The sequence below is a fragment of the Myxococcus sp. CA023 genome (genome assembly GCF_010998615.1).
Taxonomy (GTDB): domain Bacteria; phylum Myxococcota; class Myxococcia; order Myxococcales; family Myxococcaceae; genus Myxococcus.
In genome coordinates, this window is sequence record NZ_JAAEAH010000035.1 from 24,320 (window position 1) to 37,547 (window position 13,228).

The following is a 13,228-nucleotide window of genomic DNA, read 5'->3' on the forward strand; positions in this document are numbered from 1 at the left end:
TTTTCCTTCCAGAGACTACGGGGGGCTCTGCGGCGTCTGACGGTCCGGGCGCTTCGCATATTCGGACTCCGCCCAGCGCTTCCGGAGCCGGGTGGTGACTTCCTCGCGGACCGCCTCCCATTCTCCCGCATCCGCGTTGATGTCCCAACCGGTGCGCGCCAACTTGCGCGCGGCCGTCCGGGCGAAGGTGGCGTCACCCAGCTCGGCGAGCAACCGGAGGTACTCGTAGTCCTCCAGTCCGTCCCGAATGTGCTTCAGCCGCAGCGTGAGGATGGGCTGGTGGCCGGAAGGACCCACCCTGGCGGGTGTCCCCGGGTAGAAGAGGGTGCCGTCGCCGTTGCCGCCGAACTCGAAGACATCCTTCCAGGGGTCCTTCTTCGTGTTGTAGGCGAAGACGGTGTCGAAATAGAGCTCGCCGTCCACGCCGGAGGAGAAGGCGAGCACGCCCATGGCCCGGTTGAGCGGGGCGGGGTGGTCCACCATGTACGAAGCCCAGCCGCTGTAGGCCGCGTCCACCGCCTTGTCCGCCGGGGGGCCGCCGTTGCAGCCGTGCGAATTGCAGCTCTGGTACCACCACACCCGGGTGTCACCTGCCAGCCGTTTGCGCAGCGCGCGCGTCTCCACCACGCTGCGGCACGTCTGCGGCCCGGGGCGTGGGTAGAAGCAGTTGAGCGTGGGTGTGAGGATGTCTGCCGAGCCATTCAGCGCGTCATCCAGCGGGCTGGTGACGAGCACGGGAATCGCGCCCGCCGCGCGCACCCGCGTGGACTGGGCCTTCACCAGCGGCACGTCCTCGGGCTTGGGTTCGTCCTTGGCGTAGAAGAAGAGCTGCGCGGGCCAGCCCTTCTCGCGGAAGTGCTCGGCGAAGGCGCGGTAGTATGCCGTCTTCTCCGCGTCCGTCTTCGCCTGCTTGCTGTCACGCACGTTGGTGCTGGTGAAGCGGGCGCCGGAGGGCAGCAGGCTGCCGTCCAGGAAGGGCGCCATCTCCGCGTCGTACTCGCGCCAGTCCAGCACCGCGCGGCCCTTCTCGAAGCGCACGGGAGGCGGCGTCATGCTCATGCCGTGGGCACTCACCCGGTGTTCCAGGAGCGCGCGTCCGTAGTCTCGCAACAGCTTGCGCGCCTCCGCCGACTCGGGCGCCACGCCGTGGCCCCGGGCGATGCTGTACATCGACACCCCGAAGCTGTTGGGCAGCGAGGACGTGGCGGGCAGGGCGAAGGGCTGCACCTCGGCGGCGAACGGCACCGGCCGGATCTTCGCGTCACCTGCCTTCACCAGCAGCCGTCCCCGGTACGTCCCCGGCTCCTGCTTCTCCGGGGCGCACACCTCCACGTAGAAGACGGTGGGCAGCTTCGAGTCATGTCCCGGCGCATCCAACGGAACCAGCGCGTCCGGCCACGGGCCCGTGCGGCCCTGACCGTTGGACGGCGTCTTCACGTCGATGAAGGCTTCTCGCCAGACGCTGGCCTTCAGCGCCGCGCCCGGGCCCTTCAACGTCAGCGATTCCACGGCGGGGCGCTCCACCCGGCCGGGAAGCGCCACCTGCACGGCCTCACACTCACCGCGCGCGAGGCTGAGGCGCGCCTCCTTGCGTCCCTTCACTGCTTCGCCCGGCCGGACCTTGACCAGGGGCGACACCACCTGAGGCTCCTGCGTGGCGGACATCGCCGCCGCCACCACCGCCCACGCCCATCCTGCACCCATCCGCCCCCTTCACTCTCCGGCGGGTGCTACCCGCCATTCTCGACGCGGGCCACCGTCATGCTCCGGCCCGGCTTGTAGTCGGTTATCTCCGCGACGATGGTGCCCAGCGCGAACTCCGCCTCCACCCGCACCGGCACGTGGCTGGGGTCCGTGGTGAAGTAGACGAACATGTCCCGCTTCGAGGCGAGGTTGCCGCCGAACTCCGTCTTCACGCTGAGCTTGAAGACCTCCTTGTCGCCCAGCGCCGTGCCCAGGACTTCACGCCCTTCCACCTTCGCGCGGAGGGTGAACTGCTTGCTTCCGGTGAAGACGGGATAGGCATACTCCTGCCCCACGACCAGCTCCCGGTTGCGCAACGCGAACGTCGCACCGGTTACATCCAGCGTGCCCTCCGTCACCTCGCGGGTGGACTCGCGCGGGGACTCGCCTTCCTTCTGCTTCACAACGAAGGCCGTCTTGCCGTCCGGCTCCATCTTGATGCGCTGCCGGCGGCGTGAGCCGTTCTCATCCGCGTGCAAGTCACTGCCCACCACGCGCTGGCTCTCCGGCTGCCAGTAGGACACGAACTTGTCCTTGATGGGCCACACGCCCAGCATGTCGTTGGAGCGTGCCACCGCGACGATGGGCCACACGTCCTGGCCCCACTGCTTCATGTGGGCACCCACCGTCACCTGCGCGGTGCCCGCGGTGATGCCCAGGTACCTGACGCGGTAAGAGCTCTGCTCCCCAGGGCCGAACGCCGGGTTCGCGGACTCCTGGGCCATGGCCGTCGCCGACCAGACCAGACCCGCGAGCGCCGCCGCGACCCCCCACTTGGACTGCGTTTGCATCGGGTGAGCTCCCTCGCTTGGAAATTAGGTAGCCTGGCCGCGCCGCGCCAGACCCGGCTTGGAACCATTCCCGCCACCGCCCATTTCCACTGACGCGGTTGTTGACCAGCCATTCAAACGATGGCCGCCCACTTCACGGGGAGGCACACTTTCCCACGTCACGCTCCCGCACGCCTCTTCCCGGCCGGGCCTGTTCGCCCAGCAGGCGGGAGTGCCGCGCAGCGGCGTGTCCACTCGACGACACCGCTGGTAGCCTCCGCGCGGGGCAGCCCGCGGTGTCGGGCGCCATCCCGCAGGAGGGGCACATGTCTGGTGGTGGCGGTTCGTTCGACTTCGACGACGACGAGAAGGAATCCGCGCGCGGAGGTGGCAAGGCGCACAAGGACTTCGACTGTCCTTCGTGCAACGCCAACAACCCCGTGGATGAAGCGCTCGCCCACGGGGACGAGGTGCGCTGCAACTACTGCGGCTCCGAGTTCAGGGTCAGCGTGAACTCGGAGGGGCGGGTGAAGTTCAAGGAGATTTGAGCTCGCGCTCGCCGAAGATGGCGGTGCCCACGCGGACGACGGTGGCCCCTTCTTCAATGGCCCACTCGAAGTCATGGGTGGTGCCCATGGACAGGCCCGGCAGCCTGTGCACGCGGGCCAGCTCCCGCAGGGAACGGAAGTCCGCGCGGGCCCGGGCCTCGTCCTCCGTGGGGGGCGGCAGCGCCATCAGCCCCACCGCCTGGAGGCCAGGCAGGGCGCGGACCGCGTCCAGGAAGGCCCCGAGCGCGTCGGGCGCCAGGCCGCTCTTGGTGGCCTCGCCGCCCACGTTGACCTCGACGTAGACGGGCAGGGGCGGGGTGCCCTCGCGGCGCTTCGACAGCTCGCGGGCGACCTCCAGCCGGTCCAGGGCGTGGAAGGCCCCGGCCGCCCGCGCCACGTACTTCACCTTGTTCGTCTGGAGCGCGCCAATGGCATGCCAGCGCAGGCCGTCCAGGTTCGCCAGCTCCGCGGCCTTGTCCCGCAGCTCCTGCGCGTAGTTCTCCCCGAAATCGCGCTGACCGGCGGCGTAGGCCTCGCGGATGAGGTCCGCGGGCTTCAGTTTGGACACCGCCACCAGCGTCACAGACTCCACGGGGCGCCCCGCTCGGGCACAGGCCGCCGCCACCCGCTCCCGCACCGACGCCAGCCTCTCCGCCACGCTCTCGCTCATGAGGCCCTCCAGGGCAGGGGGACGCCGGCCCGCTCCAGCAGGGCCACTGTCTCGCCCAGCGGCAGACCCACGACGTTGGACGTGCTGCCTTCCACGCCCGCCACCAGGAAACCGCCCTTGCCCTGGATGGCGTAGGCCCCCGCCTTGTCCAGGGGCTCGCCGCTGTTCGCGTACCAGGACATCTCCCCGGGGCTCAGTGACCGGAAGGTGACGCGGGTGCGGACCACCAGCGTCTCCTCATGCCGGCCGGCCAGGGCCACGCCCGTGTAGACGTCATGCGGCCGCCCGGACAGGCGCGTGAGCATGGCCTGGGCTTCCTCGGCGTCCCGGGGCTTGCCCAGCAACTCGGTGCCCAGGGCGACGGTGGTGTCGGCGGCCAGCACCCAGGCGCCCGGGTGGCGGGATGCCACCACGCGGGCCTTCTCCCGGGCGAGCCGCCCGACATAGGCCTCCGCCGTCTCTCCGGCGTGGGGCGTTTCGTCGATGTCCGCCGCGGAAACGGTGAAACGGATGTCCAGCTGTGCCAGAAGTTCCCTGCGTCGCGGCGACGCCGAGGCCAGGACGAGCAACGTTTGATCTGCGTTCATGTGCATGTTACGGCTCGGTCCGGCCTTACCAGACTTGTGCCCCGGAGTGGACTCTACGGATGAATCCCGCGGACCTCCTGTCGGCCATGAAGCGGACAGTGGAGCAGTTGGCCGCCTTCAATGAGATGGCGAAGGCCCTGACGTCCACGCTCGAGCTCCGCGAGGTGCTGGCGCTGGTGATGCAGAAGGTCAGCAGCCTGCTGCTGCCTCGCAACTGGTCGCTCATCCTCCAGGACGAGCGCACCGGAAAGCTCTACTTCGAAATCGCGGTGGGTGACGGCGCGGACGTGCTCAAGGGCCTCCAGCTCAACCCGGGCGAGGGCATTGCCGGCGCCGTCTTCACGTCCGGCGCGGCGCGGCTCGTCCATGACGTGGGCGGGGACCCCAGCTTCTCGCCACGCTTCGATGAAGCCTCCGCCTTCCACACCCGCTCCATCCTCGCGGTGCCGCTGCTGGCCCGGGGCCGGGTACTGGGCATCATCGAACTGGTGAACGGGCCCATGGACCCACCCTTCACCAACGAGGACCTCACCATCCTCACCGCCATCGCGGACTACGCGGCCATCGCGATTGAGAACGCGCGCAACTTCCGGCGGGTGCAGGAGTTGACGATTACGGACGAGCACACCGGCTGCTACAACGCCCGGCACCTGCGCGCCTTGCTGGACCAGGAGGTGAAGCGCTCGGAGCGCTTCTGCCACCCGCTGTCGCTCGTCTTCCTGGACCTGGACCACTTCAAGAGCATCAACGACACCCACGGGCACCTGGTGGGCAGCGCCACCTTGAAGGAAGTGGGGGACCTGCTGATTACCCTGGGCCGGCAGAACCTGGACGCCGTCTTCCGCTACGGCGGCGACGAGTTCGCCATGTTGCTGGTGGAGACGGACCAGGAGGGCGCGGCCGTCATCGGCCAGCGCGTCTGCGAGGCCTTTCGAGGGCGGGGCTTCCTCCTGGAGCAGGGCCTGGACGTGCGCCTCACCGCCAGCGTGGGCGTGGCCACCTACCCGGACCATGCCTCGTCCGCGCTGGACCTCATCCGCGCGGCGGACTTCGCCATGTACGCGGCCAAGGCCCGGGGCCGGGACGCGCTCTGCATCGCCGAGCCCATTGCTCCCAACGGCGGCACAGGCTCCCACGAGTTCCCGGAGCGGTAGCTGGCGCTTTGGCCCTGTTGGCCGCGAAGCCCGCAATGAGAGAGGGCCGGGGAGGGGAGTACCCTCGGCCCGGCCCTCGGGGGCGTCACGGTTGGATGCCGGGACTCACCCGGTGCCCACCACGGAGTCGATGGCGGCGGTGTTCGTCACCACCGAGCCCTGCTCACGCAGCGCCTTGAGGAAGGACTCCGTCAGTTCAATCTGCTTGGCCTGACGGGCCTGGGTGCGCAGCTCCTCCTTGCTCTTCTCGAAGCCCTCGGCGTCCGGCTTCTGGCGCTCCACCACCTGCGCCACCACGAAGCCCTCACCCATGGGGAACACGCTGTCGAGCGGCTGCGGGGCGCTGACGGCGAAGGCCGCCTTCACCAGTTCGGGCGCGGGGCCCAGGTGCGGCACTGCCTCACCCTCGGCGGTGAAGCTGTCCGTCTCCACGGCCTCCGGGCGCGTCTCCGTCTCGAAGCGCAGCAGCGCGGGCTGCTCCTTCTCCGGCGGGAAGAGCGTCTTCAGGCCCTGGCCCGCCTTGACGGAGGCCAGCGCCTTCTCCGCCTCGGCGCGGGCCTGCTGCTTGGCACGGTCCTGCTTGTAGAGCGTGGTGGCAATCTCGTCCTGGACGTCCTCGAGCTTCTTGTCCTGGGCGGCCTGCTTCTCATCCACCTTCACCAGGTGCACGCCGAACTTCGTCTCCACCGGCTGCGTCACCTCGCCCTGCTTCAGCGCGAAGGCCGCGTCCGCCAGCGCCGGCTCCCAGCTGCCGCGCTCCACCCAGCCCAGGTCGCCACCGCGCGCCTTGCTGCCCGGGTCCTCGCTGCTGTCACGCGCCACCTGGGCGAAGTCCTTGCCGCCCTCGATTTCCTTGCGCAGCGCCTGCGCCTTCTCCAGGGCCGCCTTCTTCTGGTCGGCGGTGGCCTCCGGGGACAGCTTCACCAGCACCTGCCGCGCGCGGATGCGCTCCGGCTGCTGGTACACGAAGCGGTTGGCCTCGAAGTACTCCTTGATCTCCTTCTCGTGCGCCTTCTTCCACTCGGCCAGCTGCGCCGCCGTGGGGTTGGGGACCTTGTCGGCGTACATGGCCGGCAGGAAGCGCGCGAAGACGACCTTCGCCTGGTTGCCTTCCTTCTCGAAGCGGGCGCGGACCTCGTCGTCCGACACCACCGCGTTGGCGCGCACCACGCCCATCATCTTCTGGGCCGCCAGCTGCCGGCGCAGCTCCGTCTCGAAGTCCTGGGGGGACTTCCGGTAGAAGTCGCGCAGCACCTGCTGGTAGCGCTCGAAGTCGAACTGGCCATCCTTCTGGAAGTCCGTGTTCTCGTGGATGAGCTTGCGAAGCTCTTCGTCGGACGGGGTGATGCCGTGGCGCTCGGCTGCCTGGGCCAGCAGCTCCGTGTTCACCAGGCGGTCGAGCACCTGGTTGTGCATGCCGAACTGGCGGGCGAGCGACTCGGGCACCGGGCTGCCCTGCGAGCGCAGGAAGCTCATCTGCTGGGCCCAGGCCGCCGCGAAGTCACGCAGCGGGATTTCCTTGCCGTTCACCGAGGCCACCGAACCGGGCGCCGTCGCCCCACCCGTGGCGCCGAAGCCACTACTGCCCGGGCCGAACTGGAGCGTGAACACCACCGCGATGCCGATGATGAACAGGAGCGAGGCAACCTTCCGGGGATTCAGACCGTCCATTGTCGTCACTTCTGGGGCAAACGCGCCGAGAAAAGCCGTGCGGAAGGACTCGCGACGCGGTGTTGTTGGTAGCCCGGCCGGTGGGTGGTGGACCAGGAACCGCCCCCCTTGCAGGCCTTGACTGCCTAGGATAACGCACCGGAAAATGCAAGCGATTTAGAGCCCTTAGCCAGCCCCTGCTCCCCCATTACACCCCCGGAAACTCCTGCCTGTGTGGTCGCTCCTGAAGCGGTACTACCGCCCCCTCATCGTGGGCTTCCTGCTCCTTTCTCCGCTGGTGGCCTTCCTGCTCGGTGGCCGGAAGGGCAGGGAACCCAACTTCATCGACCGGGCGATCATCGCCGTGGCGTCCCCCGTGCAGCAGGGGCTGACGTCCGTCATCGAGGGCGGGGTCGCCGGGGTCCAGAACTACCTGGACCTCCGGGGCGTGCGGCAGGAGAATGACGCACTGCGGTTGGAGAACCTCCAACTGCGCGCGGCGGTGCAGTCCCTGGGGGAGTCGCGGATGGAGAACGAGCGGCTGCGCAAGCTGCTCAAATACGCGGAGGCCGAGCCCGGGCCTGAAATCCCCGCGCGGGTGGTGGGCGTCAATCCGGTGGCGAAGCTGTTGTCGGTCCGCATCAGCAGTGGTGAGCAGCAGGGTGTATTCCGCGGCATGTCCGTGGTGACGCCCGACGGAATCGTGGGACAGGTCATCCGGGCGACGGGCGGGTATGCGGATGTGGCGCTGGTGACGGACCCGCAGAGCCGGGTGGCGGTGCGTGTGCAGCGCTCGCGGGCCCGGGGTACGGCGGCGGGAACGGGAGTCGGGCCCCTGAAGTTGGAGAACATGCTGCGCACCGAGGATGTCGAGGACGGTGACCTCATCATCACCGCGGGCACGGACGGCATCTATCCGCCCGGCGTGGTAGTGGGACGCGTGACGAACCTGGAGAAGAAGGAGCACGGCATGTTCCAGGGCGCGGACATCGTTCCGGCGGTGGATACGAGCAAGCTGGAAGAGGTGTTGGTGGTGGGCAGCCCCTACAGCGCCATGGCGCCAGGCGGCACCGCGGAGGGCGCGTCGAAATGAAGTTCCTGGTGTCTGTCGCACTGGCGCTGGCGTTGCTCACGCTGGAGTCGGTCCTGGTGAAGCAGGCGGGCCTGGAGCTCGGCCGGATTGACGTCACCGTGGTGCTGGTGGCGTTCCTGGCCCTGCGGGCCTCGCTGCTCGAAGGGACCTTCTCCGCCTTCTCCGTGGGGTATCTGCTCGACCTGATGAGCGGGCAGCCCACCTGGCTCTACACCTTCCTGGCCGTGTTCATCTTCCTGGTGGGCCGGCTGGTGCCGACCTTCGTGGAGGTCCGGGGGCCGTTGGCCTTCGCCTTGTTCGCCATGGGCGCGGACGTGGGCCATTCGCTGCTGGCCACCTTCTTCACCTGGCTGACGGTGAAGGAGGACGGTCCGGGCTCGCAGCTGGCGGAGATGCCGCTGCAGGTGGCGCTCACGGGCATCGCGGCGCTGGCGCTCTACCCGTTGCTGCGGCGCTTCGAGGCGTCTCAGGAGCGGCCCGCGGGGTTGCTGCGGTGACGCCACCCACCTTGGGCAACACGACGCCGGGGCGCGAGCTCAAGCGGCGCTTCCTGTGGCTGGGCCTGGCCATGGTGGCGGGCCTGGGGCTGATTTCAATCCAGCTCTACCGGCTGCAAATCACCCGGGGCGAGGAGTACGCCGCCAAGAGCGTGGCCAACTTCGTCAAGGAGGTGCGGCTGCGCGCCGACCGCGGCGTCATCAAGGATGCGCGAGGCACCATCCTGGTGGACAGCCGTCCGTCCTTCGACGCCTTCATCACCCCGGCCTTCTGCACCGACTGCTACGAGCAGGTCATCCCCCGCCTGGCGGAGCTGCTCCAGTGGGACCCGGACCAGCGCAAGAAGGTGGAGGACATGGTGCGCATGGGGCGGCGCAACGCCCCCTTCCAGCCGGTGCCGGTGCGCGTGGACCTGTCGCGCGACGAGTACGACCGGCTGGCCGCGCGCCGCGACATCCTGGACGGCGTGGAGGTGGCGCCCGTGCCGCACCGGCACTACCGCACCAACTCCGTGCTGTCGCACGTGCTGGGCTACATGAATGAAATCACCCAGGAGGAGTTGGAGCGCCTCAATGGCGACGGCGCCCGCTACGCCCTGGGGGACTACATTGGCCGGCGCGGGCTGGAGCGCTACTTCGAGCAGCGGCTGCGCGGCACCGACGGCGTGCGCAAGGAAGTGGTGAACGCGCGCGGGCAGACAATTGAAGAGCTGAACGACAAGCTGGGCGACAACGCCGTGGTGTCGCCGCGTCCGGGCAGCAACCTGGTGTTGTCCATCGACATGCGGCTGCAGGAGGAGGCGGAGCGGGCCTTCCCCGGCGTGACGGGCGCGGTGGTCGCCATCGACGTCAACACGGGCTTCATCCGCGCGTTGGTGTCGCGCCCGGGCTTCGACCCCAACCTGCTCACCGGCCGCGTGACGCCCGCGCAGATGGCGCTCCTGTCGAGAGATCCGCTGGACCCGATGATCAACCGCGTGGCCGCCGAGCACTACAGCCCGGGATCCACCTTCAAGGTCGTCACCGCCCTGGCCGCGTTCAAGTCCGGCGCCTTCCGTCCGGAGACGGTGGTGAACTGCCCCGGTGGCTACCGTCTGGGCGCGCGCACCTGGCGTTGCCACAAGGATGCCGGGCACGGGCTCATGGATGGGTTCACCGCCATGAAGTCGTCGTGCGACACCTGGTACTACAAGGTGGCGGACACCATCGGCCTGGACCCCATCGGAGAGATGGGCAAGGCCCTGGGCCTGGGCAGCCCCACGGGCGTCAACGTGGTGGCGGAGGTGCCAGGCATCATGCCGACCAGCGCCTACCACGACAAGGCGTCGCCAGGCGGCTACACCAAGGGCATGGCGCTCAACAGCTCCATTGGCCAGGGCGACAACAACGTCACGCCGCTCCAACTCGCGCTGCTGTACGCGGCCATCGCCAACGGCGGCACGCTCTACAAGCCGCAGATGGTGAACCGTCTGGAGGACCTGGACGGGCAGACCATCGAGTCGTTCCAGCCGGAGGTGGTGCGCAAGGTGGACCTGTCGCCCGCGCACCTCAAGGCGGTGGTGGACAGCCTGGTGGTGGTGGCGCACGAGCCGGGTGGCACCGCCTACCGCGCGCGTATGAATCACATGCGGGACAAGGACATCCTGGTGGCGTCCAAGACGGGCACCGCGCAGGTGACGCGTCTGGGCGCGATTCGCTTGAAGACGCACCAGATGAGCTACTTCGAGCGCGACCACGCCTGGTACGCGGGCTTCGCGCCGGCGGACAAACCGGAGCTGGCTATCGTCGTGCTCAACGAGCACGGCGGCCACGGCGGTTCGGATGCTGCGCCCACCGCGATGGCGGTGTTCCAGAAGTACTTCGATTTGAAGAAGCTGGACGCCACGGCGCCGCCGCCGCGTCCCAACCAGCCCTACACGCCGTCCTCCGTGACGCGCGCGCCCTCGCCCGACGAGGCGGCGCTGACGCGAAGGGTACGGCCGCCGGCCCGGCTTCCGGGCGATGAAGAGGACCGCACGCGTGCAACTGCGGATTGAGCGCCGGATGGTGCCCCACATCCCCTGGGGCCTCATCTTCTCCGTGCTGGCGGTGTGCGGGCTGGGCATCTGGAACCTCGCCTCGGCGTCACGGCCGCCGCACTCGCCCGTCTGGGGCTCGCAGATGGGCTACCTGGGCATCAGCATGGTCGCCGTGCTGGTGGTGTGCCTGGTGGACTACCGGTGGATTCAGCGCATGGCGCTGCCCATCTACGTGGGCAACATCCTGCTGCTCATCGCGCTGCGCTTCTTCGGCCACACGGCCAAGGGCGCGGAGAGCTGGTTCGTCATCGGCCCGTTCCGCATGCAGCCCGCGGAGTTCATGAAGATTGGCGTCGTGCTGATGCTGGCCAAGGTCTACCACGACGACTTCCAGCCCAATGCGCCCTCCTACAGCCTGACGCGGCTGTGGAAGCCGGTGCTCGTCGTCTTCGTGCCCTTCGCGCTGGTGCTGGTGCAGCCCGACCTGGGCACCGCGCTGATGATTGGCCTGTCGTCGCTCACCATCATCCTCTTCGGGAAGGTGCGCTGGTATCTGGTGGCCACGTTGGTGGCGGGCGTGTTCGCCGCGGGCATCGTCATCTGGAACGACTACATCCGCGACGTGCCGGAGCCTCGGCCCACCATCGTCCGGCACCACCTGAAGAAGCACCAGAGCCAGCGCATCTCCGGCTGGCTGGACCCCGAGGCGGACCTGCGCGGCAGCGGCTATCACGCGGCGCAGTCGAAAATCGCGGTGGGCAGCGGCGGCGTGTCCGGCAAGGGCTGGCGCGAGGGCACCCAGACGGGCCTGCGCTTCCTGCCCGAGCAGCACACCGACTTCATCTTCTCCGTGTGGGCGGAGGAGCATGGCTTCGTCATGTGCATCGTCCTGCTGGTGCTCTACGGCGCCATCTTCATCTTCGGCCTGGGCGTGGGGTTCAACGCGCGTGACAGGTTCGGCGCCTTCGTCGCGGTGGGCGTCGTGGCGATGCTCTTCTGGCAGGTGTTCGAGAACATCGGCATGGTGATTGGCCTGCTGCCGGTGACGGGAATCACCCTGCCGTTGATGAGTTATGGCGGCTCATCCCTGCTTTCCGTGATGCTCAGCATCGGCTTGCTGGTGAACATCAGCATGCGCCGTCACATGTTCTGAGAATTTCCGGATTTATCCTCGCGAGACGGGCGCAAGCGTTTCTCGGCGCGCGGCATGGGGTGGTGTATGAATCACCCCACCAACGCACGTGGAGGGCGAGTCCTCCCGGGCAGATGAGGACGCGTCATGCAGAGGAAGGGTGGCCAGAAGGCAGTCGGGAGCACGCGGGTGGAGGCGCCGGTGCGCGCGCCCGCGCGAGCGCCAGTGCAGGCCGCGGCGCTGGCGAAGGAGGTCCGCCCCGCGGTGGTTCCGGCGCGTCCTAGTGGCAACGTGGCGGCGGTGAGCCCCCCCGAGCCGAGGCCGGCCTTCTCGCCGTTGATTGAGATGAATCAGGGCGAGGCGGAGCACCGTCACTTTCCCCGCGCCCAGCTCGCCACGCGCTTCGAGGTGTGGGTGGATGACGAGGCGGGCGAGCGTCGCTTCGAGGCGAGCCTCGTGTCCGTCAACGTCAGCGTCAGCGGGGCGTTCCTGGAGAGCACCTTCTACTTGCAGCTGGGCACCGTGCTGGGCGTGCGCTTCGCGCTGGAGCCGGGCGCCGCGCCCGTGCAGGCGCGCGCGGAAATCGTGCGGGAGGAGCGGGGGAACGGGCCGGAGGGCCGCAGCGGCTTTGGCGTGCGCTTCCTCGACTTCAGCGGTCAGACGGAGGTGGCACTGGCGCGGCTCTTCGTGGGGATGCGGCTGAGGGCCTTCGCGGAGGACTATCTCAAGTCCCAGCGGGCTCGCTCCCTGCCCAACGAGGTGGAGCGTGTGGTGGACGTGCTGGCGGCCTGGGAGCTGCTCAAGGCGACGTCGTCCGTTTCCGACCCTTGGCAGGGCTGATGCGTTGGACCGGTCATCGCCCAGGGCCGTGGGCGGGTGTCCGGTGTGCAGGCACTCAGGCCGACTTGCTGCCCGAAATCTGGCGGCGGCGTTCGGCCTGGTAGTGCGCGGAGCACAGACCCTTCGAGCGCTGCTCGCGAGTGCAGCCCTCCATGGTGCAACGGCGATCCAGTGAAACCAGGCTGGCGCCCGCCATCACCTTCGGCGGACGGCCGCGGCGCCGGCCCGCGGTGAGCGCGGTAGAGCTGGGCGAGGTGCTGCCCAGCCTGGGCATCCCGTCGTTGAGCGCGCGCAGCATGCCGCGTCCAATGGCGTCTCCCAAGGCTTCGGCCCAGTTCACCATGGCCGGCGTCAGCGGGACCGTGGACAATTCTTTGCGTGGACGTGCCATGAATACTCCAAGTGAAAACAGTCAGCCAACACAGACACTGCTATGTGCCTATTTGGCGGTTGAAGTCATCGCTGTCAATACAACCTTGGAGGGTCTGTCTTGACTCGTAAACGATCTCAGAAAATTGATGACAAG

At 68.5% G+C, this 13,228-nt stretch carries 13 protein-coding genes; 7 read left to right on the top strand and 6 right to left on the bottom strand.

Annotated elements, in window-relative coordinates; translation table 11 throughout:
• Positions 1-15: 15 nt before the first annotated feature.
• Entirely contained in the window at positions 16-1,704 is a 1,689-nt protein-coding gene (locus F8M74_RS16900; protein WP_141253852.1) for a DUF4091 domain-containing protein, read from the bottom strand.
• Positions 1,705-1,730: 26 nt separating this feature from the next.
• Positions 1,731-2,534, bottom strand: a complete 804-nt coding sequence (locus F8M74_RS16905; protein WP_141253853.1) for a DUF3108 domain-containing protein — start codon at positions 2,532-2,534, stop codon at positions 1,731-1,733.
• A 305-nt stretch (positions 2,535-2,839) separates the two neighbouring features.
• Between F8M74_RS16905 and F8M74_RS16910 the strand changes: the two genes are divergently transcribed.
• Positions 2,840-3,061: a hypothetical protein gene (locus tag F8M74_RS16910; protein ID WP_140790104.1), complete on the top strand. Its 222-nt coding sequence runs from the start codon at positions 2,840-2,842 to the stop codon at positions 3,059-3,061.
• Here the strand turns inward: F8M74_RS16910 and F8M74_RS16915 are convergent.
• Both F8M74_RS16915 and F8M74_RS16920 read right to left on the bottom strand, forming a co-directional pair.
• Positions 3,048-3,731: a YggS family pyridoxal phosphate-dependent enzyme gene (locus tag F8M74_RS16915; protein ID WP_141253854.1), complete on the bottom strand. Its 684-nt coding sequence runs from the start codon at positions 3,729-3,731 to the stop codon at positions 3,048-3,050. The genes F8M74_RS16910 and F8M74_RS16915 overlap by 14 nt on opposite strands.
• Positions 3,728-4,324, bottom strand: coding sequence for a nucleoside triphosphate pyrophosphatase (locus tag F8M74_RS16920; protein ID WP_141253855.1), 597 nt, complete (start codon positions 4,322-4,324; stop codon positions 3,728-3,730). The genes F8M74_RS16915 and F8M74_RS16920 overlap by 4 nt, the downstream gene beginning before the upstream one ends.
• Before the next feature lie 53 nt (positions 4,325-4,377).
• Here F8M74_RS16920 and F8M74_RS16925 point away from each other — a divergent pair, with 53 nt between their 5' ends.
• Positions 4,378-5,472, top strand: a complete 1,095-nt coding sequence (locus tag F8M74_RS16925; protein WP_141253856.1) for a sensor domain-containing diguanylate cyclase — start codon at positions 4,378-4,380, stop codon at positions 5,470-5,472.
• 105 nt (positions 5,473-5,577) lie between these two features.
• On the opposite strand, the gene F8M74_RS16930 is transcribed toward F8M74_RS16925, so the two are convergent.
• Positions 5,578-7,143: a SurA N-terminal domain-containing protein gene (locus F8M74_RS16930; protein ID WP_171410245.1), complete on the bottom strand. Its 1,566-nt coding sequence runs from the start codon at positions 7,141-7,143 to the stop codon at positions 5,578-5,580.
• 211 nt (positions 7,144-7,354) lie between these two features.
• Here F8M74_RS16930 and mreC point away from each other — a divergent pair, with 211 nt between their 5' ends.
• The 5 genes from mreC to F8M74_RS16955 all read left to right on the top strand — a co-directional run bounded on the left by mreC (position 7,355) and on the right by F8M74_RS16955 (position 12,702).
• A complete protein-coding gene (mreC, locus tag F8M74_RS16935) occupies positions 7,355-8,215 on the top strand; it encodes a rod shape-determining protein MreC (RefSeq protein ID WP_141253858.1) in 861 nt (286 codons plus the stop codon).
• Entirely contained in the window at positions 8,212-8,712 is a 501-nt protein-coding gene (locus F8M74_RS16940; protein WP_140861980.1) for a hypothetical protein, read from the top strand. Before mreC ends, F8M74_RS16940 begins: the two co-directional genes overlap by 4 nt.
• On the top strand, positions 8,709-10,748 hold the full coding sequence (mrdA, locus tag F8M74_RS16945; protein ID WP_141253859.1) for a penicillin-binding protein 2: 2,040 nt from the start codon (positions 8,709-8,711) through the stop codon (positions 10,746-10,748). The genes F8M74_RS16940 and mrdA overlap by 4 nt, the downstream gene beginning before the upstream one ends.
• Positions 10,749-10,755: 7 nt before the next feature.
• Positions 10,756-11,883, top strand: coding sequence for a rod shape-determining protein RodA (rodA, locus tag F8M74_RS16950; protein ID WP_141253892.1), 1,128 nt, complete (start codon positions 10,756-10,758; stop codon positions 11,881-11,883).
• A 126-nt stretch (positions 11,884-12,009) separates the two neighbouring features.
• Positions 12,010-12,702, top strand: a complete 693-nt coding sequence (locus tag F8M74_RS16955) for a PilZ domain-containing protein (RefSeq protein WP_141253860.1) — start codon at positions 12,010-12,012, stop codon at positions 12,700-12,702.
• A 55-nt stretch (positions 12,703-12,757) separates the two neighbouring features.
• On the opposite strand, the gene F8M74_RS16960 is transcribed toward F8M74_RS16955, so the two are convergent.
• On the bottom strand, positions 12,758-13,093 hold the full coding sequence (locus tag F8M74_RS16960; protein WP_090489138.1) for a hypothetical protein: 336 nt from the start codon (positions 13,091-13,093) through the stop codon (positions 12,758-12,760).
• Positions 13,094-13,228 lie beyond the last annotated feature (135 nt).